Raw genomic sequence first — 18,524 nt, 5'->3', positions numbered from 1 at the left:
TCACCCGAACGCCCCGACCTCGTGCTGGATCATGCCGCTGATCTCGCGCACGAGGCCGAACAGGCGGCGGATCGGGGCGAACAGGGTGCGGTGCTCGGCCTCGTAGGTGCCCGCGCCGCGCGGCCCCGCCGGCTCGCCGAAATTGAGGCCGAGCGTCGGGTCGGGCGTCACCGGGAAGATGTCGTCGAGGAGCTTCAGGCAGCTCTCGACGTCGAGGCGCAGCAGGCGCTCGATCAGGGCCTCGCGGGTGATGCCGTTCTGCGGCCGGAAGCCCGGGATGTGCACCGCCAGGAACCAGATCCGGTGGATCAGCGCCAGCCGCAGCGCGTGCAGGAGCGCGAGCCGCGGCGTCATGCCGGGCAGGTCGGGGGCGACCGTCTGCAGCATCAGGTGGTCGCGGGTGAGCCGGCCGAACAGGCGGCGCAGGTGGGGCGCCAGGTTGAGCCGGTCGAGGGCGGCGGCGACCGCGACGATCTCCTCGCGCCGTCCGTCCCGGGTCGCGCGCCGCGCCCGCTCGAGCCAGACCGAGGGGTCGAGGGTGTCGATATAGGCGCGCAGCACGTCGAGGTCGCCGACGGCGGTGGCCTCCTGCACCAGCCGGAAGGCGCGGGCGAAGCGCTCGGAGCGCTCGCGCATCTCGACGAACAGGTCGGGCGCCCGGCCCGCCGCCCGCCCGACCCCGTGCAGGGAGTTCGCCAGGAAGCCGAGCTGCTGCAGGATCGCGTTGTTGGGGATCGCCCGCATCTGGCGCGGATGGGTGATGGCGACCGGGCCGCCGGCATCGGATTGCCGCGCCACCGGTCGCGAGCCGGTGCGGTCGATGAGGTTGGGCCCGAAGGTGCCGAGGAGCGCGGCGTAGCCGGGATCGTCGACCAGGGTCTCCATGTCCTGGCGCACGCCGGTGAAGAACTCGGTGGCGAAGTCGGCTTCCGCGTAGATCGGGTCGGGGGCGGGCTGGAGCCGGCTGTAGACGTGCTCGGCGATGCGCGCCACCGTGGCCTCGGCCAGGGTCGGCGTGCCGAACAGCAGGTAGCCGTCGCTGCCCTGGAAGCTCGATTCGAGGCTGGTGCGGATCCCCGCCTCGCGGTTGCGCCGCCGCGCGTGGTCGGGGGCGAGGTAGGCCAGCCGGTCGGCGAGGCTGGTCGGGTGGGCGCCCCGCCCGATCGACTCGCCGTGGGTGTCGAAGATCACGAGCTCGATGTCGGTGAGGTCGTGAGCGGCCATCAGCTCGGTGAGCCGGAAGCGCAGGCGCTCGATCCAGAAGGTCGCGGCGAGCTGGCCGACATAGCGTCCGGAATCCGAGTAGCCGAACTGCACCACCAGCCGCCCGACCCGCTTGAGGTAGGCGCGCCAGGAGGCTGAGCGCAGCGCGTCCTCGATCACGTGCACGCCCTGCTCGAGGGCGGACGCCGTCTCGAACAGGGGCGTGATCTCGACCCGGTCGCCGATGCCGAAATGCTGCGCCAGCCAGAGCGCGGCGAGCAGCGTGTAGCCGGTCTCGGTCTCGGCGATCAGGAAGCGGACCGGATGGGTGCCGTCGACGTGCTTGAGGATCTGGGCGATCGTCATCATCAGCCGGGCGGCCGAGGCTCGCTCGGCGGCGAGCGCCCCGAAATCCACCGGCACCGCCGCGACGGCGTCGAGGAGCGCGTTGATCGAGGCGAGGTGCGAGCGGCGCTGGGCCGGATCGGTCGGGTCGCCGTCCTGGTCGAGTTCGCGGCGCACCGCGTTGTGGACCTGGCTGGCGTTGAGCCGGAAATGCGGCAGGCCGTTCTGGAGCCCGTGCGCCGCGACGCCGGCCCGCAAGATGCAGAGCGCGAGCCGCGCCTCGTCGTCGGCGGCCTCCGTCACCGCCCGGTCGAGGAGGGCGAGGAGCGGGCCGGCCTCGGTCTGGGCCCGGTCGCGCTCGATGATGAGCGCGAGCGCGAAGCGGTGCACCGCCTCGAGGGCCGGCTGCTCGCCGAGCTTCGGCGCCACCGCGAGCTGGCGCAGGACCGCCGCCCGCGCCTCCGCGGCGAGCCGGCGGGCGGGGTCGGAGGCGGGATCGTCGGGAAGCTGCGCTAGGACCCGGTCGAGCTGGGTGCGCTTCGATTCGAGCCGGTAGCGCAGGGTGTCCCACCAGCCGATATCGGTGCGCCCGTCGGTGTCGCAGCCGACCCAGGAGGCCAGCACCACGGGCTTCGGCACCAGCTCGCTCCAGCGATCGGGCCAGCGCTCGCGGGCGGCGCGCAGCAGGGCCTCGTTCAGCCCGTCGAGGGCGGCGCGGCCGTGCTGGACCGCGTGCCGGGCCTGATCGAACTCGTCGTTGAGGGTGATGACCGGGTCGGCCCGGGCGGAGAGCGCGGCGGCCTCCGCGATCGGCGCCTGCCGCGCCGCCGGATCGGCCTCGGAGGCGGCCCGGGCGAGGAGCCGGGCCACCGCCTTCGGCATGCCGAAGGTCGGATGGGCGGTGAACACCGCGGCGAAGCGCGTGCGCTCGACCCGGGCGCGGGCGGCCTCGAACGGCGTCTCGGCGTCGCCGAGGGCGGACCCGGCGACGGCCGCGGTCGCCTCGCGCGACCCCGCCTCGGTCCCGAGGCCGAGATAGGCCCGGAGCCGCGCCGCCCGGGCCTCCAGCGCCTGGGCGCGCAGGCGCACGAACAGGTCCGCGAGGTCGTCCTCGCCGATCTCGCCGCGGTCGAAGCGGCGGCTGATCGCCAGCGCCACGGTGAGGACGGGGTTGCGGAACGGATCCTGGCTCGCCTGGTGGCGTGCCTCCCCGACCAGCCCGAGCAGGTCCCGCTCGAGCGTGTCGGGACCCATCTGCCGGCCGGGCCCGTCGCGGTCGGGCTCGGGTCGGCCGGGATTCTGCCCGTCGGCACCGTGAGCGCCGGAACCTTGCATCCTGTCCATCGGGTCGCCTCGTCCTGTGCCCGGATCACCGTCCGGATCGCGTGGCGCGCGGGGCCCGCGCCTCGGGTCCCGCGCCTCGGGGTCCGAGAGGCAAGGAGCGTTCCGCGACCCGGCCCCGCTTTACCCTGCGCGACCCCCGGATGGCGAGCCGTCGTTGCGGCTCCCGCGACACAGCCCGGGACGGAGTCGCGACGGCCGGCGCCCGGGCAATGGTTAAGATTTCGTCAACGGGCCAGAGTGCCGGTTCCGAGGACGCCGATTCGAGGAGCCACGCGCCATGATGTCGATCGGAGCCGCCCTGAGCGCGGCCACCACCCGCGTCGGACGCCCCCTGCCCGTCGGGCTCGCCGGAGCGCGCGCGGTCGCGCCGCAAAACGGCGAGGCTCGAGACGTCGCGGCCCGTGACGGCGAGGAGGCTGCCCGCTTCCGGCCGGAGGACGGCGCCCTCCTGGTCGCGATCGAGGCGGGACTGCGCGAGGCGGGCTACCTCGACGCCTGACCTCCCGCCGCACCGGGGCGCCGCGGAAGTCCCGGCGTACCCCGCATGCGGGCCCGTCGCCGCGCGACCGGACACGCCGCCGGAAATGCTCTAAGGCTGGCGTCACGATGGAGATGATCGTGATTCTGGCTGCCGCGGCAGCCCTGGTATTCGCGGGCCTGGTGCTCGCGTTCGGGCACGGCCGTGCCCGCCGCCCGCCCCTGCGGCTCCCGCACGAGCAGGAGCTGGAGGATCGCGGCGACGAGCTGTTTCGCGATTTCGACCAGGACCTCGCCGGCGTGCTCGAGGAGGCGGCCCGCGCGCCCGAGCCGCGCCGCGCCGCGCCCGAGCGGCTGGAGGCGCCCCGCTTCCGGCCGTACGGTCCCATGACCATCGATCACGATCCGGCGGAGCCCGGCCTCCCCGAGCCGATGCGGGACGCGCCCGGGCACCGGGCCGGATCCCCCACCCCCGAGCGCGACGGAGAGTCCCGGTGAAGCGTGCCGCCGTGCTGGCCGCCAGTCTGATCGTTCCCGTCGCCCTGCCCTCGCCGGCCCGCGCCGCGCCCGAGGCGGCGCCCGCCTGCGCGGCGCCGCAGGCGGCCGCGTTCGCCGGGGGGAAGGGCTTCCGCCTCTGGGTCACCCGGCAGGGGACGATGAGCGTGACCAATCCGCTGCGGCCGCTCTCGCCCGAGACGGTGCAGGTGCTGCAGGTCGTGATCCGCAACAAGATCGCGACCGCCTACGGCCCGGACCTGTCCGGCCTGCGCCGCGGCCCCTCGCCGGCGGCCCTCGAGGCACAGAACGCCGCGACGATCCGGTGGGCCGACGGCCCGGAGGGCCTGCCGCCGACCCTGCGCATCCTGGCCGACGATGGCGGCCAGGTTCTGGCAGAGCTGCGGTTCGAGGCCTGCGGCGACGCCCCGAAGGTGGCGGAGCCCAAGGTGGCGGGACCCAGGCCGCCGAAGCCCGTTCCCACCGCCCGCAAGGGCAAGCCGAAGCCGGATGCGGCGGCGCAAGCGACCGATCCGGCGGCGGATCCCGCGGCCGAGCCCGCCGCCACGACGCCGCCGCGTGCGCAGAAGCCGAAGCGCGAGCGGGCCGCCGCGCCCGCCGATGCGCCGTCCCGGACCCCCGGCGGCCTGGTGCTGCCGCAGGGTGCGATTCCCTGATTTTCCTCGAAACACCGCGGCTGCTGCGGCGTTCGCCCGATCGGGCGGCCCGCTCGCGCCCCGATCTCGGAGACGTCTCGCGATGTACGATTCCTGGCTGCGCCTCGGCCTCGACACCGTTCGCCTCGGCATGGAGGCGCAGACGGTCGTCGCCCTGCGGCTGGCCAAGCTCTCGCTCGGCGGCGCCGCGGCCCAGGTCGAGGCGCAGCGCATGGTGACCGAGAAGGTCGAGGCCGCGGCGGAGGCCGTGATGACGCTCGCCACCGGCGGCACGCCCGAGCGCGTGGTGAGCGACTACCGCCGGAAGGTGCGGGCCAATGCCCGGCGCCTCAGCCGCGGCTGAAGGCGGAGGTCCGCCGCCTGCGGGTCGGCCCCGCGGGCCGTGACCGGCGACGGGCGACCGTCACCGGGAGGCGGCTCACTTGCGGGCCGCCATCATGTCGTGGGTCAGCACCGTCAGCTTGCCGATCAGGCTGGTGATGTCGCCGTGGGTGCAGGACCATTGCGTGCCGATCGCCCCGCCGTCGGAGGAGACCGACACCACCGCGACGGAGCGCAGCTTGCCCTCGCGGGCGAGGCGCAGCTGCTCCTGCAGCACCTCGATCATCGAGGCGGTGTTCTCGTCGACGGGGGCGACGGTCACGGCCTGCGGAAAGGCGATCAGGCGGGTGGTTTCGGCGGCGGTTTCGCTCATGGGACTCTACGAACGCTCGAGGATGGCGGAGGTGCGGAAGCGGCGCGCGGCCGCGGTTCCGGGCGTCTGGTCGTGTCGGGGCGTCCGCGACGGACCGGTCGTCGCGGCGCCCGAGGTTCCGGACCGGTCGAGCCGCTCCAGGAGGCCGGCGAGATCCGCCGGCAGCGCCTCGGCCAGGCAGCCGTCGAAGGCCGCCTGAAGGCCCGGCGCCAAGACGGCGGCGAGAGGCTCCGCGCCGTGGACCGACCGGAAGGCCGGCGGCAGGATGGCGGGTGCCGGCCCGCCGGGTCGATCGTGCATCGCCCGTGACATCATCGCAGCCTCAGCGTCTGGAGCGCCCCCACGGCCAAAACTGCCCATCCGGACGCGGATCACAATCCCCGGTCTGTGGCCGAGCTTCCACTTCCAAACCTGATGTTGTTCGACCGCAACACTTCCGGGGACCCCTCGGCCGGTGCGATCCGGCCCGGAAACGACCCGGATCGACGTCGTCGCAACGAGGTTCGACGCACCGCATCCCCGGACGGCCCACGGGTCACCGTTGACATTGCAACGGTAAATTCTCAAAAGTTTACAGGCCACCGATCATAATTAACTTTTGATACTATATTGATGAACACAAATGTGTTATTTCACATGAAGGGTCGTATGGCAGGACGCTTTGGCTGAGTTTCTCATTCGCAAACTCGAGCATTTCACGAGCCTGTCCTCCGAGGATAAGCACGCGCTGGATCAGGCGGCTCGCCAGCGCACGCGCCGCATCCGGTCCCGGGACGACATCGTCCACGAAGGCGACGTGCCCCAGGGCGTGAACCTGATCGTCGACGGCTGGGCCTGCCGCTACAAGACCCTCGAGGACGGCCGGCGCCAGATCATCGCCTACCTGCTGCCCGGCGACCTGTGCGACCACAACGTCTCGGTCCTGCGCGAGATGGATCACTCGATCGGCACCGTGACGGCCGTGACCCTGGCCGAGATCCCCGCCGAGACCATGCGCCAGCTCACTTCCGGGCCCGCCCGCCTGTCGCAGGCCCTGTGCTGGGAATCCATGGTGGCGGCGGCGATCCAGCGCGAATGGACCGTGAATATCGGCCAGCGCACCGCCTTCGAGCGGCTGGGCCACCTGCTGTGCGAGCTCTACGTGCGGCTGCGCACGGTCGGGCTCGTCCAGGGCAATACCTGCGAGCTGCCGCTGACCCAGGCCGAGATCGCCGACACGATCGGGCTGTCGGTGGTGCACGTGAACCGCACGCTCCAGGAGCTGCGCAGCGTCGGCCTCATCTCGCTACGTGGCCGCGAGCTCACCATCCACCGGCTCGACGCGCTGCAGCGGGCCGTCCAGTTCAACCCGAACTACCTGCATCTGGGCCGCGAAGGGCGGCACCTCGACTCCAATGAGGCGTGAGGCCGGCAGGTCGGAGACGGAACGGGGGGAGACCGGAGCGGCGGAGGAGCCCGATTTTCGCCGCATGATCGAGAGCATCCCGCACCTGGTCTGGCAGTCGAACCCGCTCGGCGACTGGATCTGGGCCAGCCGGCAATGGGCCGCCTTCACCGGGCAGGGCCCGGGCCGCAGCCGCGGCTACGGCTGGCTCGACGCCATCCATCCGGAGGACCGCGAGCGCACGCGCGAGGCCTGGCAGCAGGCCGCCCGGCAGGGCCGCCTCTCGATCGAGCACCGCCTGTGCCGGCGCGATGCGGACGGGGAGGCCTACGTCTGGTTCTCGACCCGGGCGGAGCCCCGGCGCGACGGCGACGGCCGGCCGACGGCCTGGTTCGGAACCTCGACCGACATTCATGCCCTGCACGCGATCCGCGAGGAGCAGGCGCGCCTCGTCCATGAATTGCAGCGGCGGACCCGCAACAACCTCGCGGTGATCCGCGGCATCGTGCGCCGCGTCGCCGACGGCGCGAGCGGCGAGGACGTGGCCTCCCACATCGACGACCGGCTGGCCGCCCTGGCCCGCATCCAGGCCAGCATCACCCGCGAGCCCCTGGCCGGCGTCGCCCTGGACGTCCTGATCCGGAACGAGCTCTCCGCCCACGCCCTGCCGGAACCGAGCGAGTTCGCCGGTCCGCCGCTGCGGCTGCCGGCCGAGATGGCCGAGAAGCTCGGGCTCGTCCTGCACGAGCTGGCCCTCGGTGCCGCGCTCGACGGTCACGACCGCATCGCGGTGACCTGGAGCGCGGCGGCGACGCACCTCACCGTGACGTGGCGCGAAGGGGCGCGTCCCGGTGCCCGTCCCGTCATCGACGCAACGCCGCAGGGCGGCATGCAGGGTGGCGCCCTGCGCGGCGAGATGCTGGAGCGGATGCTCGCCTACGACCTGCGCGCGACCACCACCGTCGCCGAGACCGGCCGCGAGCGCCGCATCGTCATCGCGCTGCCGCTGCCCGGATGAGCCGGGGCGAGACGCTGTTTCACGTGGAAACGTGGCACGATTCGTCGGATTGAGACTTCGTCAACCCTGAGCGTGGCCGGAGCGGACCCGGATTTCGCAACCCTGGGTCGGCAGGCCCGCGGATTGACGCCCGCCGGAGAGGGCGGCACCTGACGGATCCCCCGCCGCACCATGCGATTCCCGCCCCCATGTCCCATGCCTCCGCCGCGCCCTTCACCCGTGCCGGCATCCTCACGGGCATCCGGCTCAGCCTGCCGCTCTGGCCCAGCATCGCGGTCTTCGGCGCCGCCTTCGGGGCGGCCGCGGCGCAGCGCGGCCTGACCCTGGCCGAGGCCGCGGGCGCCAGCGCCCTCGTCTATGCCGGATCGGCCCAGATGGTGACCCTCGAGGTCTGGGGCCGGCCCTGGACGGTGAGCGCGCTGCTTGCCGCCATGACGGTGACCGGCCTCATCAACGCCCGCATGATCCTGATGGGCGCGACGATCCAGCCCTGGATGCGCGGCACGCCGCTCTGGCGCACGGCGATGACGCTGTTCGTCCTCGTCGACGCGAGCTGGCTCATCGGCGTGCGCCACCGCTCCGAGGGCGGCCGCGACCTCGGCGTGCTGTTCGGCGCCGGCATCGGCCTGTGGCCGCTCTGGGTCGCCTCGACGATGGCCGGCCACCTCGCCGGCGCCCTGGTGACCCAGCCCCGGGCCTACGCCCTCGACATGATCCTGCCGGTGTTCTTCGCCGCGATGCTGGCGCCGCTCTGGCGCGGGGTACGGCCGGCTCTGCCCTGGCTCGCCTCGGGCCTCGTCGCCCTCCTGGTGCAGCGGCTGGTGCCGGGCTACGCCTTCATCGCGGCGGGTGCCGCGGCGGGCCTCGTCACCGGCCTCCTCGTCGACGACGGGGCGGCGCGGTGATCGACGCACTTCTCGCCGGGCCCGCCGGCCCGTGGATCGCCATCCTGGCGCTCGCCCTCGTCACCTATCTCTGTCGCGCCTCGGGCGTGGTGCTGATGAGCCGAGTCCGCCTCACCCCGCGGGTCGAGCGGGGCCTGCGCGCCCTGCCGGGCTCGATCGTGGTGGCGACCGCGCTCCCCACCGGCCTCTCCGCCGGGCTTCCCGGGCTGATGGGCCTCGCCGCCGCCGCCGCCGTGATGGCGCTGACGCGGTTCGAATTGGCCGCGGTGCTGGCGGGGCTGGGCGTGGTGGCGGCAGGGCGGGCGCTGGGGCTGTAGGCGCCGTCCGCCCGTCACCGCAACCGCTGCCGGATGCGGAACCCCAGCCCGTCGCGCACGTCGCGATAGGCGTCGAGGCGCTGCTCGCGCGAGCCCTGCGACACCGTCGGGTCGGGGGTCGGCCAGTACTCGACCTCGGCCGCCACCGTGCGGGTGAGCTCGAGGGCCGCGTGGTGGGCCTCCGGCGAGAGCGAGACGATCAGGTCGAAGTTCAGGCCCTCCCACTCCTCCAGCTCCTCCAGGGTGCGGGGGCGGTGGCGCGAGGCGTCGATGCCGATCTCGTCGAGGGCCGAGACCATGAACGGGTCGGTGGGCTCGCCGCTGCGCACGCCCGCGGACTGCACGTAGATCGACTTGCCGAAGTAGTGCCGCGCCAGCGCCTCGGCGCAGGCCGAGCGCACGGCGTTGAAGTTGCAGACGAACAGCACCGACTGTACCCGCCGGCCCGGCTTGGACAGGGTCGGCTTGGGCGGGGTCGGTCTCGCCGGGTCCGGCGTCGCGGCATCCGGCCCGGACGGATCGGCCCCGGCGGCACTGTCCGGAAGGGGGCTTCCGGACACCGGCTCAGCCCTTCCAGTGCAGGGCGAAGATGAGGGTGAACAGCCGGCGGGCGGTGTCGTGGTCGATCTCGACCTTGCCCTCCAGGCGCTGGCGCAGCAGCTCGGAGGCCTCGTTGTGGACCCCGCGCCGGCCCATGTCGATCGCCTCGATCTGGCTCGGCGAGGCGGTCCGGATCGCCTTGAAGTAGCTGTCGCAGATCATCTCGTAGTCGCGGATCACGCCGCGGAACGGCGTCAGCGACAGGAGATGGGTCATCACCGGCCGGCCGTCGGCGGTCGAGATGGCGAAGGAGAGCTTGTTCTCGACGAGGCCGAGCGCGAGCGCGTAGGGACCGCCCTCCTGGTTGGCGACGCGAAAGCTGTTCGATTCCAGGATGTCGTAGATCGCGATGGCGCGCTCGTGCTCCTGGTCCGGGTTGCCGCGCCCGATCGATTCCTCGTCGAGCGTCACCGCCGCCAGGCGCTGTCGCGGATCGGGAGCCTCGCTCGCCATCGGGTCACCTCTCGCGGGATTGGAAGGCTTGCACGGGAAGGCTTGCAGCAGAAGGCGAGCGCGGCGTCCCGCGCAAGCCGGACGTTGGGCGGGCGCTAGAGGTTCAGCCGGATCGCCACCGAGCGGGCGTGCCCGTCGAGCCCCTCCGAGCGGCCGAGCGCCACCGCGGCGGGACCGAGCGCCCGGAGCGCATCGGGCGTGCAGGACAGGATCGAGGTCCGCTTCATGAAGTCGAGCACGCCGAGGCCGGAGGAGAACCGGGCCGAGCGGGCGGTCGGCAGGACGTGGTTGGGGCCGCCGACATAGTCGCCGATCGCCTCGGGCGTGTGGGCGCCGAGGAAGATCGCGCCGGCATTGCGCACCCGCGCCGCGAGGGCCTCGGCGTCGTGGGATTCGATCTCGAGGTGCTCGGGCGCCAGCCGGTCGACGAGCGGGATCGCGTCGGCGAGGCGTTCGACCCGCACGATGGCGCCGTAGTCGCGCCAGCTCGCGGTCGCGATCTCCCGGCGCGGCAGGGTCTTCAGCTGGCCCTCGACCGCGAGCGCCACCGCATCCGCGAGCGCGTCGCTGTCGGTGACGAGGATGGCCTGGGCGGCCGCGTCGTGCTCGGCCTGGGCCAGCAGGTCCGCCGCGACCCAGTCCGGGTTGGCAGAGGAATCGGCCAGGATCAGCACCTCGGAGGGGCCGGCGATCATGTCGATGCCGACCTGGCCGAACACCCGGCGCTTGGCCGCCGCCACGTAGGCGTTGCCCGGGCCGACGATCTTGGCGACCGGCCGGATCGTCGCCGTGCCGTAGGCGAGCGCCGCCACTCCTTGCGCACCGCCGACCCGGAACACCTCGTCGACCCCGGCGAGCTTGGCGGCGGCGAGCACCAGCGGGTTGGTGACGCCGTCCGGCGTCGGCACCACCATGGCGAGGCGCGGCACGCCCGCGACCTTGGCCGGCACCGCGTTCATCAGCACCGAGGACGGATAGCTCGCGGTGCCCCCCGGCACGTAGAGGCCGACCGATTCGAGCGCGGTCCAGCGCCAGCCCAGGGTGACGCCGAGCGCGTCGGTCTCGCGGTGGTCGGCCGGCACCTGGGCGCGGTGGTAGGTCTCGATCCGCGCGCGCGCGAGCGCCAGGGCGTCGAGGGCCTCGGCCGGGCAGGCGGCACTCGCGGCGTCGATCTCGTCGCCCGAGACCCGGATGGTCTCCGGCGTGAGGGCGAGCCGGTCGAAGCGCGTCGTGTAGTCGATCAGTGCCGCGTCGCCGCGCTCGACCACGTCGCGGATGATGTCGCGCACCACCGCGTCGACGTCCTCGGACACCTCGCGCTTGACCGAGAGCAGGCGGGTGAACTGCGCCTCGAAGTCGGGGTCGCGGGAATCGAGGCGCTGCATGCGTTGTCCGGTCTCGTCGTCGGCGGGCTGTCGTCCGCCGACTGCCAAAAAATTCAGGCGGCGTCGAGGGGCATGTCGCGGGCGGCATGCCGCGGCGTGCTGTCGGCCTGCCAGACCGGGCCGAGATCCTTCATCGCCGCCTCGATGCATTCGAGCTCGAGCCGGATCGCCGCCCCGCCGGCGAAGACCAGGGTCGCGATGCCGGACGGCGCCTCGCCGGGCTCGAAGGTGACGGCGAGGAGCTCGAGCGGGGTGTCGGGCGCGTCGCGGGAGACGTTGCGGCAGCGCACGGACAGCACCCGGTCGAAGTGCAGGCCGGTCAGCCGCCGCCGGGGCGGGGCGCCGTCCGGGCATTCCCAGTCGAAGCGCCGCGCCACCAGGGCGAAGCGGCGCTCGCGGGGCAGGTAGGCGAGGTCTCCGGTCCGCAGGACCGCATCCTGAAGGTGGGTCGAGATGACCGCGAGATCGTCGGCGTCGAGGGCAGCGAGCTTCAGGAGCTCCATCTCCGCGTCCTTCACTGTCGGCGTCCCTGTGCTTGTGGGCCGGTCGCCGGCAAGCGGCGCGGCCCGTGCTGTCGGAATGATACCGAGGGTAGGTGGCGATGCCCCCCGCCGACGACAACCGCTGCCCGGTCGACGACGGAACCGCGGGATTTTTCGCGCCCGTTGCTGTCGCAACGGCACCGAAACGCCTCAGCCGGCGTTCATGTGCGGATGCCTAGCGTGGCGGGCAGACGGGTCCGGCCCGGCCGGGCCCCCGAAGTCGATCGAAGGAGAGATTCGTGAAGACCGTGATGACCGCGGCCCTGGCCGCCCTGACCCTCGGCCTCGGCGTCGCGCCCGCCTTCGCGCAATACGGCTACGGTTACGAGGATGACCGCCCGCGCCGGCGCTACGAGGAGCGCTACGACTACGACCGCCCGCGCTACCGCGACGAGTACGAGCGTCCGCGCTACCGCGGCGAGTATGGCGGCGGCCGCATCGGCCGGATCTGCGTCACCGCCCGCGGCAACTGCCCGACCCGGCCGGCGCCCATCAACTCGTCCTGCGGCTGCGAGGTCCCGGGCTTCGGCTTCAAGCGCGGCGCCATCGGCTACTGAGGCGAGCCGGGCCGGGCGGCGCCCGGCCTCGATCCCGGCCGGGCCGGGCGGCGCCCGGCCTCAGTCCCAGATGTCGGCGTTCAGGATCTCGTGCGCCAGCGCCCGGCTCGGCTCCCGGTGGAGCCCCGGGCCGGACAGCACGAACTCGACGTCGGCGAGCCGCGGCAGGTCGGGATGGGCCAGTTCCTGCAGGCCCTCCGGGATCAGGCTGCGCGGCTGGGCCATTACGCCGACCCCAGCGAGCGCGGCGGCGCGCAGCCCGCTCAGGCTGGCGCAGGTGCAGGTGACGCGAAAAGGCCGGCCCTCCTGGGCGAGGGCGGCGAGCGCGATCGCCCGGGTGATGCTGGGGGGCGGGAAGCTCGCCAGCGCCACCGGCTCGCCCCGCTCCGGCAGGGCGGTGGGCAACCCGACCCAGACCAGCCGGTCGCGCCGCACCAGCATCCCCTGCGTCTCGCCGACATGGCGCTTGCCGAGCACCAGGTCGAGTTCGCCGCGCGCCAGCGCGTCGTTGAGGAAGCCGGTCAGCGCGACGCTCAGTTCGAGATCGACCGACGGATAGGCCTCGCGGAAATCGCGCAGGACCTCGGACAGCCGGCTCTGCACGAAATCCTCGGACGCGCCGAAGCGCACCTTGCCTCGCACCGGGCCGCCGGCCAGCGCCCGTTCCAGCCGCTCATGCGCGTCGAGCACCGTGCGGGCGAAGCCCAGCACCGTCTCGCCCTCCGGGGTCAGCGCCAGCGAGTGGGTGTCCCGCGCCACCAGCCGCCGCCCGAGCTGCGCCTCCAGGCGCTGGACGTGCTGGCTCACCGTCGACTGGCCGAGGCCCAGCTGCTCGGCCGCCCGGCTGAAGCTGCGGCTGCGCACCACCGCCGCCAGGGTGCGCAGCAGCACGGGATCGATCAGGCGCGTCACTCCGGCTCTCCGCTTCCTGCATGAGCGGAGCGCAGGCTATCGCGTTTCACGATAACTGTAATCCCGGGGCCTTGCGTACCCATCGGCCCGTCGGCCGGCTAGGGAGGAAGCGCCCTTTTGTCCGACGTCTTCCCGGGACCGCCATGCTCGCCCGCCTCCGCCCCGACAACTTCACGCTGATGATCGTCGGCGCCCTGATCCTCGGCAGCGTCCTGCCGGTGCAGGACCGGGCGGCCGAGTGGCTCGGCGTCTTTGCCAACGGCATGATCGCGCTGCTGTTCTTCCTGCACGGCGCGCGCATCGACCGCCAGACGGCGCTCGCCGGGCTGGTGCATTGGCGCCTGCACCTCGTGGTGTTCGCCTCGACCTTCGTGCTGTTCCCGATCCTCGGCCTCGCCGCGGGCCTCCTCAGCCCGACCCTGCTGACCCCGGCGCTCGCCGCCGGCGTGCTGTTCCTGTGCGTGCTGCCCTCGACCGTGCAATCCTCGATCGCCTTCACCTCGGTGGCGGGCGGCAACGTGCCGGCGGCGATCTGCTCGGCCTCGGCCTCGAACATCCTGGGCATGTTCATCACCCCGCTCCTCGTCGCCGTGCTGCTGAATTCGCAGGGCAGCCATCACGAGTTCGACTGGGCGGCGGTGGCCAAGATCATGGCGCAGCTGCTGCTGCCCTTCGCGGTCGGCCAGCTGCTGCAGCCGCGCCTCGGGCCCTGGCTGACCCGGCACAAGCCGCTGACGATGGTGGTCGATCGCGGCTCGATCCTGCTCATCGTCTACATCGCCTTCAGCCACGCGGTGGCGACCGGCCTGTGGTCGCGCACGCCGCTGCCGGCGCTCGCCACCATGCTGGTCGTCGACCTCGTCCTCCTCGCCCTGGTCCTGTCGATCACGACGTGCGCGAGCCGCCTCCTCGGCTTCTCGAAGGAGGACGAGATCACCATCGTGTTCTGCGGCTCGAAGAAGAGCCTGGCCTCCGGCGTGCCGATGGCGAACGTGATCTTCGCCGGCCAGGACGTCGGCGGGATCCTGCTGCCCCTGATGCTGTTCCACCAGGTCCAGCTCATGGCCTGCGCCGCGCTCGCCCGCCGCTACGCCGAGCACACCCAGGCCCGGCTCGCTGCCGAGGAGGGACCGGCCCGGGCCGGCATCGTGCCGGAGCCGAAGCTCGCGGCGCGCTGACCGCCCGGCGTTGACGAAGAATTCACGTCGTCGCCCCATTCTCACGGGGAGCCAAGTTGCGTACCGGCTCGTGTGTGTGTCCGGCCCCGTCGCGCGTCCCGCGGCGGGGCCGCGCCGTTTCGACCAACCGTGAAACGGTTTCGGGGATCTCCGCCGCCTTTCAGATTTCGTTCACCCTGCCGCTTCAGCCGGCGCACACCGTTGCGCCGCTAACCTCCCGGGTGCCGTCACCCGAGGAGGCGCCCGATGGCCACGTTCGTCCTGCCGCGCCGCGACCTCGCGGGCATGCCGGCCCGGCAGTTCCTGCACGGCTTCGGCCTCGTCCTGATGGCGGCGTTCATCTTCTTCGCCTGCTTCGCGTTCTCGGACACCTCGCCCTACGACATCGTGGCGATCCCCACCATCGTGCTCTGGGTCCTGCTCGGGGTGCGGCTGTACCGGGGCGCGGTGCCGCTGGTCGCCGTGCTGCTCGTCTATGTCGGCGCCACGGTGGTGGCCCTGATGCCCTACCTCGACGAGGAGCTGCCGCCGGTCTGGACGGTGCAGCTGTGCTACCTCGCCGTCACCGGCATCTTCTTCACGATGTTCTTCTCCGACGAGTCCGATCGCCGGATCGAGCTGGCGCTGAAGGTCTACACCGCCAGCACGCTGTTCAGCGCCGCCCTCGGCATCGGCGGCTATCTCGAGCTGATCGGCAACGAGGAGCTGTTCAGCAAGTACGGCCGGGCGTCCGGCACCTTCCAGGACCCGAACGTGTTCGGCTCGTTCCTGACGCTCGGCGCCTTCTACCTGCTGCACGACCTCCTGACCGGCCGCGCCCGCCGCCCGCTCCTCTCGGGCCTCGGCCTCGCGATCCTGCTCGCCGGCGTGTTCCTGTCGTTCTCCCGCGGCTCCTGGGGCGGCACCGTGGCGATGGGCGCCCTCATGGTCCTGATGCTCTACCGCACCAGCGCCCCTTACTTGCGCCGCCGCATCGTGATCCTGGCCGCCCTGACGGCGGGATTCGGGGCGGTCGCCATGGTCGGCCTCCTCTCCATCGGCGAGGTCCGCGAGACCTTCGCCAAGCGCGCCGCCGTCACGCAGGATTACGACGAGGGCGAGACCGGGCGCTTCGGCAACCAGCTGCGCGGCATCGGCATGCTGATCGAGGATCCGCTCGGGATGGGCCCGCTGCGCTGGCGCCGCACCTTCAACCTCGAGCCGCACAATTCCTATATCGGCGCCTTCGCCAATGGCGGCTGGATCGCCGGCGTCGCCTTCGTGTTCCTGGTCCTGATGACGGCCCGGGTGGGGTTCCGGCTGATGAGCCAGGACACGCCCTATCGCCGCCACGCCCAGATCGTGGTGCCGGCCCTCCTGATGTTCTTCCTCCAGGCGATGCAGATCGACATGGAGAAGTGGCGCCACGTCTACATGATGCTGGGCATCGTATGGGGGCTGGAGGCGGCGCGGGTGCGGTGGCTCGCTGGCGGGGAGGCGTGAGGGCGTCTCAAGCCGCGAGGGTCCAGCCCTGCCCGGTCTCGCGCAGGCGCAGGTCCGTCCGCGGCCGCGGCTCCAGGCCGGCGAGCCGCTCCACCATCCGGCGCACCGAGCCGTCACCGCCGGCATAATCCGCGTAGAGCGCCCGCAGCAGGTGATCGACCGGGCCCGGCACCGCTTGGCTGCGGGCCTTCTCGTAGCGGCGCAGGGTCTGCTCCGTCGTGCCGAGAAGCCCGGCGAGCGCCCGCTGGCTCAGCTCCATCTCGATGCGCAGGAAGCGCAGCTCGGCGCCGGTCAGCGGCGTGGCCACGTCGATCAGGCAGCGGCCGATGGCGGCGTGCAGGCCGTGCACGTCCTCGATCGACACGGCGGTGCCGTGGATCGTCTCCAGCACGTGGAAGCCGTTCTCCAGATGCACGTTGTCCAGACCGCTCTCGACGTAGTGGTAGGGCATGGTACGCTCCATCAGAACACGGTGACGATCAGCAGTCGCCGCGGCGGATCGAACTCCACCACGCAGGTCATCTCCTCGCCGGCGGCGTGCCGCGAGACGTTGCAGCGCCAAGCCCCGTTCGCGACATGATACGGACCTTCCGAGATCGATCCCTTCAGCAGGCAATCCATGATCTGCTTGAACGAGATCGCCCGCTGACGGCCGCGCTTCCGACCATGCGGCAGGACGAAGACGCGGGCACTATCCTGTGCGATGTCTCGGATCAGCGCTCGGGCGGCCTGGGCGGTGCGTGGCGCTTCCTCATCCATGAACCTATCATTATGATAGGTCGCCGGACGTCGCAAGGCGATCTGCGGCGGCGGGCCGGCGCCTCGGGACTAGAGCCCGGGCGGATATGGGCCTATGTGGGCGAGAGCCCACGAACGCCGTGTCGCCTTCCCTCGTCGTGATGACGGGCCGAGCGGCCGCGCCGACACATTGCCCCCAGCGAGACCCGATGCCCAAGCCCGCGAAGGCCGACAAGGCCGCCACCCTCAAGCCCCGCCTGCCGCGCGGCCTCGTCGACCGCGGGCCGGCCGAGATCGCCGCCACCCACCGGATGCTGGAGAAGATCCGCGAGAGCTTCGAGCTCTACGGCTTCGAGGCGGTCGAGACCCCGTTCATCGAGTATACCGAGGCACTCGGCAAGTTCCTGCCCGACCTCGACCGGCCGAACGAGGGCGTGTTCTCGTTCCAGGACGACGACGAGTCCTGGCTGTCGCTGCGCTACGACCTGACGGCGCCGCTCGCCCGCTACGTCGCCGAGCATTTCGACGCCCTGCCGAAGCCCTATCGCAGCTACCGCGCCGGCTACGTCTTCCGCAACGAGAAGCCGGGCCCCGGCCGCTTCCGCCAGTTCATGCAGTTCGACGCCGACATCGTCGGCGCAGCCACCGTCGCGGCGGATGCCGAGATCTGCATGATGGCCGCCGACACGCTGGAGCGGGTCGGCATCGGCCGCGGCGACTACGTGGTCAAGGTCAACAACCGCAAGGTCCTCGACGGCGTGATGGAGGCGATCGGGCTCGGCGGCGACGACCAGGCCGGCCGGCGCCTCATCGTGCTGCGGGCGATCGACAAGCTCGACCGCCTCGGCCCCGACGGCGTGCGCCTGCTGCTCGGCCCCGGCCGCAAGGACGAGAGCGGCGATTTCACCAAGGGCGCCGGCCTCTCGGACGACGCGATCGAGCGCATCCTGCGCTACGTCTCGTTCCAGGCGAGCCCGACCGAGGGCGGCGACCGCCTCGCCTTCTGGGAGAACTTCTTCGGCGGCTGGGGCGAGGTCGTCGGTTCCTCCGAGACCGGGCGCCAGGGCATCGCCGAATTGCACGCGATCATGAAGCTGTGCGAGGCGGCGGGCTACGGCCACGACCGGGTGCGGGCCGATCCGTCGGTGGTGCGCGGCCTCGAATACTATACCGGCCCGGTCTTCGAGGCCGAGCTGACCTTCCCGGTCGTCAACGAGGACGGCCAGACCGTGCGCTTCGGCTCGGTGGCGGGCGGCGGGCGCTACGACGGCCTCGTCGGCCGCTTCCGCGCCGAGCCGGTGCCGGCGACCGGATTCTCGGTCGGCGTCTCGCGCCTGTTTTCCGCCCTCCAGGTGGTCGGTAGCCCGATCGTCTCGGGCAAGGCCGCTCCCGGCCCGGTGGTGATCCTCGTGCTCGACCGCGAGGAGACCGCCGCCTACCAGGCCCTCGTCTCGGCCCTGCGCCAGGCCGGCATCCGCTCCGAGCTCTATCTCGGCGCCTCCGGCATGAAGGCCCAGATGAAGTACGCCGACCGCCGCGGCTCGCCGTGCGTCGTCATCCAGGGCAGCGACGAGCGGGCGAAGGGCGAGGTCCAGATCAAGGACCTGATCGAGGGCGCGCGTGCCGCCGAGGCCATCGCCAGCAACGCCGAGTGGAAGGCTGCCCGGCCGGCCCAGTTCTCGGTGCCGGTGGACGAGATGGTCGCCCGGGTGCGCGAGGTGCTGGCGCGGCATCACGGGGGGTGAGGGGGTGGTTCCGGAGGGGCCACATCCGGAGATACCCCCTCACCCCCGCCCTTCGGGCTCCCTGAGCCCCTTC

The 18,524-nt window shown here is 72.4% G+C and carries 22 protein-coding genes; 12 read left to right on the top strand and 10 right to left on the bottom strand.

Annotated elements, in window-relative coordinates:
* Window positions 1-2,802: a phosphoenolpyruvate carboxylase gene (locus A5481_RS13035; protein ID WP_048436305.1), complete on the bottom strand. Its 2,802-nt coding sequence runs from the start codon at window positions 2,800-2,802 to the stop codon at window positions 1-3.
* Between the two features lie 367 nt (window positions 2,803-3,169).
* Here A5481_RS13035 and A5481_RS13030 point away from each other — a divergent pair, with 367 nt between their 5' ends.
* The 4 genes from A5481_RS13030 (at window position 3,170) to A5481_RS13015 (ending at window position 4,884) form a co-directional block, all read left to right on the top strand.
* A complete protein-coding gene (locus tag A5481_RS13030) occupies window positions 3,170-3,391 on the top strand; it encodes a hypothetical protein (protein ID WP_048436306.1) in 222 nt (73 codons plus the stop codon).
* 119 nt (window positions 3,392-3,510) lie between these two features.
* Window positions 3,511-3,867: a hypothetical protein gene (locus A5481_RS13025; protein ID WP_156312043.1), complete on the top strand. Its 357-nt coding sequence runs from the start codon at window positions 3,511-3,513 to the stop codon at window positions 3,865-3,867.
* Window positions 3,864-4,541 carry a hypothetical protein gene (locus A5481_RS13020; RefSeq protein WP_048436308.1) on the top strand — a complete coding sequence of 226 codons (678 nt, stop codon included), beginning with the start codon at window positions 3,864-3,866 and terminating at the stop codon, window positions 4,539-4,541. The genes A5481_RS13025 and A5481_RS13020 overlap by 4 nt, the downstream gene beginning before the upstream one ends.
* A gap of 82 nt (window positions 4,542-4,623) precedes the next feature.
* Window positions 4,624-4,884 carry a hypothetical protein gene (locus A5481_RS13015; protein ID WP_048436309.1) on the top strand — a complete coding sequence of 87 codons (261 nt, stop codon included), beginning with the start codon at window positions 4,624-4,626 and terminating at the stop codon, window positions 4,882-4,884.
* A gap of 75 nt (window positions 4,885-4,959) precedes the next feature.
* Here the strand turns inward: A5481_RS13015 and A5481_RS13010 are convergent, their stop codons facing one another.
* Window positions 4,960-5,235, bottom strand: a complete 276-nt coding sequence (locus A5481_RS13010; RefSeq protein ID WP_048436310.1) for a hypothetical protein — start codon at window positions 5,233-5,235, stop codon at window positions 4,960-4,962.
* A 6-nt stretch (window positions 5,236-5,241) separates the two neighbouring features.
* Window positions 5,242-5,535 (bottom strand): hypothetical protein, encoded by a 294-nt coding sequence (locus tag A5481_RS13005; protein ID WP_048436311.1) that lies wholly within the window; start codon window positions 5,533-5,535, stop codon window positions 5,242-5,244.
* A 361-nt stretch (window positions 5,536-5,896) separates the two neighbouring features.
* Here A5481_RS13005 and A5481_RS13000 point away from each other — a divergent pair, with 361 nt between their 5' ends.
* From A5481_RS13000 to A5481_RS12985, 4 genes are all read left to right on the top strand, one after another.
* The gene (locus A5481_RS13000) at window positions 5,897-6,640 is read left to right on the top strand and encodes a Crp/Fnr family transcriptional regulator (RefSeq protein WP_048436312.1); all 744 of its coding nucleotides are present in this window, start codon (window positions 5,897-5,899) and stop codon (window positions 6,638-6,640) included.
* A complete protein-coding gene (locus tag A5481_RS12995; protein WP_082173420.1) occupies window positions 6,630-7,637 on the top strand; it encodes a PAS domain-containing protein in 1,008 nt (335 codons plus the stop codon). Before A5481_RS13000 ends, A5481_RS12995 begins: the two co-directional genes overlap by 11 nt.
* 188 nt (window positions 7,638-7,825) lie before the next feature.
* Window positions 7,826-8,542, top strand: a complete 717-nt coding sequence (locus tag A5481_RS12990) for an AzlC family ABC transporter permease (protein WP_048436313.1) — start codon at window positions 7,826-7,828, stop codon at window positions 8,540-8,542.
* On the top strand, window positions 8,539-8,859 hold the full coding sequence (locus A5481_RS12985; RefSeq protein ID WP_053082543.1) for an AzlD family protein: 321 nt from the start codon (window positions 8,539-8,541) through the stop codon (window positions 8,857-8,859). The genes A5481_RS12990 and A5481_RS12985 overlap by 4 nt, the downstream gene beginning before the upstream one ends.
* A 14-nt stretch (window positions 8,860-8,873) precedes the next feature.
* Here the strand turns inward: A5481_RS12985 and A5481_RS12980 are convergent, their stop codons facing one another.
* The 4 genes from A5481_RS12980 to A5481_RS12965 all read right to left on the bottom strand — a co-directional run bounded on the left by A5481_RS12980 (window position 8,874) and on the right by A5481_RS12965 (window position 11,800).
* Window positions 8,874-9,317 (bottom strand): arsenate-mycothiol transferase ArsC, encoded by a 444-nt coding sequence (locus A5481_RS12980; RefSeq protein ID WP_048436324.1) that lies wholly within the window; start codon window positions 9,315-9,317, stop codon window positions 8,874-8,876.
* 106 nt (window positions 9,318-9,423) lie between these two features.
* Window positions 9,424-9,912, bottom strand: a complete 489-nt coding sequence (locus A5481_RS12975) for a UPF0262 family protein (RefSeq protein ID WP_048436314.1) — start codon at window positions 9,910-9,912, stop codon at window positions 9,424-9,426.
* 95 nt (window positions 9,913-10,007) lie between these two features.
* The gene (hisD, locus tag A5481_RS12970; RefSeq protein ID WP_048436315.1) at window positions 10,008-11,297 is read right to left on the bottom strand and encodes a histidinol dehydrogenase; all 1,290 of its coding nucleotides are present in this window, start codon (window positions 11,295-11,297) and stop codon (window positions 10,008-10,010) included.
* Window positions 11,298-11,350: 53 nt separating this feature from the next.
* The gene (locus A5481_RS12965; protein ID WP_048436325.1) at window positions 11,351-11,800 is read right to left on the bottom strand and encodes a DUF2948 family protein; all 450 of its coding nucleotides are present in this window, start codon (window positions 11,798-11,800) and stop codon (window positions 11,351-11,353) included.
* A 287-nt stretch (window positions 11,801-12,087) separates the two neighbouring features.
* Here A5481_RS12965 and A5481_RS12960 point away from each other — a divergent pair, with 287 nt between their 5' ends.
* Window positions 12,088-12,396, top strand: coding sequence for a hypothetical protein (locus A5481_RS12960; RefSeq protein WP_156312044.1), 309 nt, complete (start codon window positions 12,088-12,090; stop codon window positions 12,394-12,396).
* Between the two features lie 60 nt (window positions 12,397-12,456).
* Here A5481_RS12960 and A5481_RS12955 read toward each other — a convergent pair whose 3' ends face one another.
* Window positions 12,457-13,308, bottom strand: a complete 852-nt coding sequence (locus tag A5481_RS12955; protein WP_082173424.1) for a LysR substrate-binding domain-containing protein — start codon at window positions 13,306-13,308, stop codon at window positions 12,457-12,459.
* Window positions 13,309-13,451: 143 nt separating this feature from the next.
* Here A5481_RS12955 and A5481_RS12950 point away from each other — a divergent pair, with 143 nt between their 5' ends.
* Together A5481_RS12950 and A5481_RS12945 are read left to right on the top strand one after the other, a co-directional pair.
* Window positions 13,452-14,486 carry a bile acid:sodium symporter family protein gene (locus A5481_RS12950; RefSeq protein ID WP_048436316.1) on the top strand — a complete coding sequence of 345 codons (1,035 nt, stop codon included), beginning with the start codon at window positions 13,452-13,454 and terminating at the stop codon, window positions 14,484-14,486.
* Window positions 14,487-14,732: 246 nt separating this feature from the next.
* On the top strand, window positions 14,733-15,968 hold the full coding sequence (locus A5481_RS12945; protein ID WP_048436317.1) for an O-antigen ligase family protein: 1,236 nt from the start codon (window positions 14,733-14,735) through the stop codon (window positions 15,966-15,968).
* A gap of 7 nt (window positions 15,969-15,975) precedes the next feature.
* Here A5481_RS12945 and A5481_RS12940 read toward each other — a convergent pair whose 3' ends face one another.
* Both A5481_RS12940 and A5481_RS12935 read right to left on the bottom strand, forming a co-directional pair.
* A complete protein-coding gene (locus tag A5481_RS12940) occupies window positions 15,976-16,419 on the bottom strand; it encodes a helix-turn-helix domain-containing protein (protein ID WP_048436318.1) in 444 nt (147 codons plus the stop codon).
* 11 nt (window positions 16,420-16,430) lie between these two features.
* The gene (locus tag A5481_RS12935; RefSeq protein WP_048436319.1) at window positions 16,431-16,727 is read right to left on the bottom strand and encodes a DUF4258 domain-containing protein; all 297 of its coding nucleotides are present in this window, start codon (window positions 16,725-16,727) and stop codon (window positions 16,431-16,433) included.
* A 188-nt stretch (window positions 16,728-16,915) separates the two neighbouring features.
* Between A5481_RS12935 and hisS the strand changes: the two genes are divergently transcribed.
* Complete coding sequence (gene hisS / locus A5481_RS12930; RefSeq protein WP_048436320.1) at window positions 16,916-18,451, top strand: histidine--tRNA ligase; 1,536 nt, start codon at window positions 16,916-16,918, stop codon at window positions 18,449-18,451.
* Window positions 18,452-18,524: the final 73 nt, after the last annotated feature.

This window comes from Methylobacterium platani (assembly GCF_001653715.1).
GTDB lineage: Bacteria > Pseudomonadota > Alphaproteobacteria > Rhizobiales > Beijerinckiaceae > Methylobacterium > Methylobacterium platani.
The sequence above is the reverse complement of the archived record's forward strand: the minus strand, read 5'-3'. Positions and strand labels throughout refer to the sequence as shown.

Excerpts from the sequence above, each read along its gene's own strand:
- A5481_RS13030 (WP_048436306.1), top strand. The coding sequence starts at position 3,170 with ATGATGTCGATCGGAGCCGCCCTGAGCGCGGCCACCACCCGCGTCGGA.
- A5481_RS13035 (WP_048436305.1), bottom strand. The coding sequence starts at position 2,802 with ATGGGTCCCGACACGCTCGAGCGGGACCTGCTCGGGCTGGTCGGGGAG.
- hisS (WP_048436320.1), top strand. The coding sequence starts at position 16,916 with ATGCCCAAGCCCGCGAAGGCCGACAAGGCCGCCACCCTCAAGCCCCGC.
- A5481_RS12945 (WP_048436317.1), top strand. The coding sequence starts at position 14,733 with ATGGCCACGTTCGTCCTGCCGCGCCGCGACCTCGCGGGCATGCCGGCC.
- A5481_RS13010 (WP_048436310.1), bottom strand. The coding sequence starts at position 5,235 with ATGAGCGAAACCGCCGCCGAAACCACCCGCCTGATCGCCTTTCCGCAG.
- A5481_RS12990 (WP_048436313.1), top strand. The coding sequence starts at position 7,826 with ATGTCCCATGCCTCCGCCGCGCCCTTCACCCGTGCCGGCATCCTCACG.
- A5481_RS12950 (WP_048436316.1), top strand. The coding sequence starts at position 13,452 with ATGCTCGCCCGCCTCCGCCCCGACAACTTCACGCTGATGATCGTCGGC.
- A5481_RS12975 (WP_048436314.1), bottom strand. The coding sequence starts at position 9,912 with ATGGCGAGCGAGGCTCCCGATCCGCGACAGCGCCTGGCGGCGGTGACG.
- A5481_RS13015 (WP_048436309.1), top strand. The coding sequence starts at position 4,624 with ATGTACGATTCCTGGCTGCGCCTCGGCCTCGACACCGTTCGCCTCGGC.
- A5481_RS13005 (WP_048436311.1), bottom strand. The coding sequence starts at position 5,535 with ATGCACGATCGACCCGGCGGGCCGGCACCCGCCATCCTGCCGCCGGCC.
- A5481_RS12995 (WP_082173420.1), top strand. The coding sequence starts at position 6,630 with ATGAGGCGTGAGGCCGGCAGGTCGGAGACGGAACGGGGGGAGACCGGA.
- A5481_RS12965 (WP_048436325.1), bottom strand. The coding sequence starts at position 11,800 with ATGGAGCTCCTGAAGCTCGCTGCCCTCGACGCCGACGATCTCGCGGTC.
- hisD (WP_048436315.1), bottom strand. The coding sequence starts at position 11,297 with ATGCAGCGCCTCGATTCCCGCGACCCCGACTTCGAGGCGCAGTTCACC.
- A5481_RS12935 (WP_048436319.1), bottom strand. The coding sequence starts at position 16,727 with ATGGATGAGGAAGCGCCACGCACCGCCCAGGCCGCCCGAGCGCTGATC.
- A5481_RS12940 (WP_048436318.1), bottom strand. The coding sequence starts at position 16,419 with ATGCCCTACCACTACGTCGAGAGCGGTCTGGACAACGTGCATCTGGAG.